Raw genomic sequence first — 3341 nt, forward strand, 5'->3', positions numbered from 1 at the left:
TTATGAAGCACTATTAAAGGTAACTCCAATAATGGCATCAATGCCGAGAAAAAGATTATCAATGAAAGTTTCATCAAATTTTGCAAATGAACTTAATGATTTAACGCAATCTCTAGATAGAAATAGAACGGAAACAATTAAAATCATTATCGCTTCAATAAAAAAAGATCTTATTGATAATGAAAATTCTTTTATGATTGATGAGCTCAGAAAAATCCATTCTCTGTGCGTGTGCTGATTAGAATGGGATTATCACGCCTCAACAACATTCTGTGATACGCCTCTCATTTGAAATCCACAACTAAGAAAAACGAAAAAAAGGGTTGTGAAGGTTAGGATTTTATGGTTTCTTAAATGCAGCAAATACAAAAATGAAAAATCAGACAGACTTTAGCTAAACAGGAAATTCAGTAAATATGGATTTTAGCTAAATCTGACAGAATTAAATTACAGGAAACTCTCGTGAAAATGACCGCTAACCGTTCAAACCTACTACTTACCGCGCCACTAGCCGCGGTAGTCGTGCGTGTGGTGGTGGTCGTGGGCTTAGCGCCGTAACGGGAACAAATCACGCGATTTAGAAACCCCGCCGGCGCAAACCGAGCGGGGTTTTTTTATGACCTAAAACTCGGATCCGCAGGCTAGTGAAGGAATAAAAAATTATGAGCGAGTCGGGCACAACATCACCACAAAAAACCTGTTTTACAGGCGCAGAATTGATCGTCCATTTGTTGGAAAAACATGGCATTACCATCGTTTCTGGTATCCCTGGCGGGGCTGCATTGCCATTTTATGATGCGCTGGGGCAAAGCAAAAAAATTCGCCACATACTGGCGCGTCACGAGCAAGGTGCGGGTTTTATTGCACAGGGAATTGCACGTAGCACAGGCAAAGCAGCGGTGTGTATTTCCTCAAGCGGTCCTGGTGCCACTAACCTAGTGACAGCCATTGCGGATGCGAAGCTGGATTCAATTCCACTGGTATGCATCACCGCGCAAGTGCCATCTTCGATGATTGGTACCGATGCGTTTCAGGAAGTTGATACTTACGGTATTTCAATTCCGATTACGAAGCACAACTATTTGGTGCGCAGCATTGAAGACCTGCCTCGCGTGATTTGCGAAGCATTCCGTATTGCGGAGTCTGGGCGTCCAGGGCCGGTTTGGATTGATATTCCAAAAGATGTACAGACTGCGACCATTGAGTTAGATGTACTGCCAGAGATTTTACCGAAAGATAAAGCCCCAAGTTTTGATATGGAAAAAGTAATCCAAGCGGCGGAAATGATCAACCGTGCGAAGCGTCCTGTACTCTATTTCGGTGGTGGGGTGATTAGCTCAGATTCAACCGCGACGGCTATCGCTTTTGCGGAAAAAGCCTCTTTACCAACGACAATGACCTTGATGGCGTTGGGAACGATCCCAATGCGTCACCCGCTGTATTTGGGCATGTTGGGTATGCATGCGGCACGAAGCACGAACATGATCATGGAAGAGTCTGATTTACTGATTGTTATCGGTGCTCGCTTTGATGATCGCGCCATTGGTAAAGCGGAAAAGTTCTGCCCGAATGCCAAAATTATTCATGTTGATATCGATAAAGCGGAAATCAGTAAAATCAAACGTCCAGACATTGCTATCCATGCGGATGCGGGGCAGATTTTGGAGCTGTTGCTGCCATTAGTTGAGCGCAATGATCGTCAAGAGTGGGTTCAGCAAGTTAATGATCTGAAAAATAATTATCCGCTGAATTTAGCCAATGCGGATGATCCATTAGATCATTACGGTTTGGTATTAGCCACCGCGCGCGCCGCAGGGGAAGAGGCGATTGTTACAACGGATGTTGGGCAGCACCAAATGTGGGCGGCGCAAGCTTATCCATTATCACGCCCACGCCAGTGGTTAACATCCGGTGGCTTGGGTACGATGGGCTTTGGTTTACCGGCAGCAATTGGCGCGGCATTGGCTCACCCCGATAAAACCATCGTTTGTTTCTCTGGTGATGGTAGCTTGATGATGAATATTCAGGAACTGGCGACGGCGGCGGAGCATCAATTAAACATTAAGATAGTTTTAATGAACAACCAAGCACTGGGCATGGTTCATCAGCAGCAAGATCTGTTTTTTGAGAATCGTATCTTTGCAGCAGCTTACCCGTATCAGACCGACTTTATTAAAATTGCCTCTGGGTTTGGTTTTCAAACGTGCGATTTAAATAATGAATCCGACCCTGAAATGGCGCTGGAAGCGATTATGAACACTAAAGGACCTTGCTTAATTCATGCCCTGATTGATGTCAATCAGAAGGTATATCCAATGGTTCCTCCTGGTGCCGCTAATATTGATATGATCGGAGCGTAATTATGGTATTTGAACATCACCCAATCGCCTTAGAATTAATTGTTCGCAACCATCCGGGCGTCATGTCACATATTTGTGGGTTGTTTGCGCGTCGAGCCTTTAACGTGGATGGTATCCTATGTATGCCAATTAAAGATAAGGACGAAAGCCGAATTTGGTTATTAGTTCAGAAAGATGAGCGTTTATCGCAGATGGTCAACCAAGTTGAGAAATTGGAAGACGTCCGCGAAGTTCGTTTTAGCGATGACTTGCGTGTGTTTGAAACCATGCAGGATTATTTGCAGTAATTCTGAATGAATGTGGTCAGCCTACAAGGATTGTGGGCTGACTTATTAAACTCCATCACTCAAATGTGAATAGGTCATCACGACGGTGGCGTGTACATCCCCCTCAATACATAAGTAAGCGTGAGGAAAGTCTCCGCTGAAAGCGTAAAAATCTCCAGCCTCAAGAACGACATTTTGCTCATCTTCTAAGCGCAGCATAAGGGAGCCCGCGTGTACCATAATGTGTTCATGGGTGCCAACCATATGCGCGGGGCTGTTAATAATTGCGCCTCGTTTCATACTGAGTTGCCAAATTTCAGAGACGTTTCCCATACTGATACGGAATTTAAATTGCTCTAAATAATCGCCTTCAAGCTGTGTGGCCTTCACCAAATAGGGATAAGATTCATTTTGGCGTGTAAATAAGTCACTGAGCGGAAAACGTAGCGCAGCTGCAATGGACTCTAAGGTGTCGATGCGCGGGTTTGAATCCCCTGATTCCAACTTAGAAAGAGCGGCTTTGGAGATCCCTGATAAGTGGGAAAGCTCACTCAGAGAAAGGTTTCTCGCCTGACGCAACAGACGTACTTTCTGGCCAATTTTTATATTTATTTTATTTTCCACGACACTGTCTTCCACAATATTATTTTTATAAATTCTCATTTCTGCTGCCAATTCTAACATCTTAAATATGAAATGTCAGAAACACGATATT

General features: G+C 44.1%; 5 protein-coding genes. 4 read left to right on the forward strand and 1 reads right to left on the reverse strand.

All coding sequences use genetic code 11. The features are described 5' to 3' along the window. The 4 genes from JK188_RS18040 to ilvN all read left to right on the forward strand — a co-directional run. Positions 1 to 238, forward strand: a 238-nt coding sequence (locus JK188_RS18040) for a hypothetical protein (protein WP_211888681.1), incomplete at its 5' end; no start/stop codon positions are given. 230 nt (positions 239 to 468) lie between these two features. Continuing rightward, positions 469 to 558 (forward strand): ilvB operon leader peptide IvbL, encoded by a 90-nt coding sequence (gene ivbL, locus JK188_RS16805; RefSeq protein WP_108479355.1) that lies wholly within the window; start codon positions 469 to 471, stop codon positions 556 to 558. Positions 559 to 662: 104 nt separating this feature from the next. Then, on the forward strand, positions 663 to 2360 hold the full coding sequence (ilvB, locus tag JK188_RS16810; protein ID WP_211887845.1) for an acetolactate synthase large subunit: 1698 nt from the start codon (positions 663 to 665) through the stop codon (positions 2358 to 2360). A gap of 2 nt (positions 2361 to 2362) precedes the next feature. Further along, positions 2363 to 2647 (forward strand): acetolactate synthase small subunit, encoded by a 285-nt coding sequence (gene ilvN / locus JK188_RS16815; protein WP_108479335.1) that lies wholly within the window; start codon positions 2363 to 2365, stop codon positions 2645 to 2647. A 45-nt stretch (positions 2648 to 2692) separates the two neighbouring features. On the opposite strand, the gene JK188_RS16820 is transcribed toward ilvN, so the two are convergent. Continuing rightward, positions 2693 to 3250: a helix-turn-helix domain-containing protein gene (locus JK188_RS16820; RefSeq protein WP_211887920.1), complete on the reverse strand. Its 558-nt coding sequence runs from the start codon at positions 3248 to 3250 to the stop codon at positions 2693 to 2695. Positions 3251 to 3341: the final 91 nt, after the last annotated feature.

The organism is Providencia sp. JGM181 (assembly GCF_018257375.1).
Taxonomy (GTDB): domain Bacteria; phylum Pseudomonadota; class Gammaproteobacteria; order Enterobacterales; family Enterobacteriaceae; genus Providencia; species Providencia lanzhouensis.

Excerpts from the sequence above, each read along its gene's own strand:
- ilvB (WP_211887845.1), top strand. The coding sequence starts at position 663 with ATGAGCGAGTCGGGCACAACATCACCACAAAAAACCTGTTTTACAGGC.
- ilvN (WP_108479335.1), top strand. The coding sequence starts at position 2,363 with ATGGTATTTGAACATCACCCAATCGCCTTAGAATTAATTGTTCGCAAC.
- ivbL (WP_108479355.1), top strand. The coding sequence starts at position 469 with ATGACCGCTAACCGTTCAAACCTACTACTTACCGCGCCACTAGCCGCG.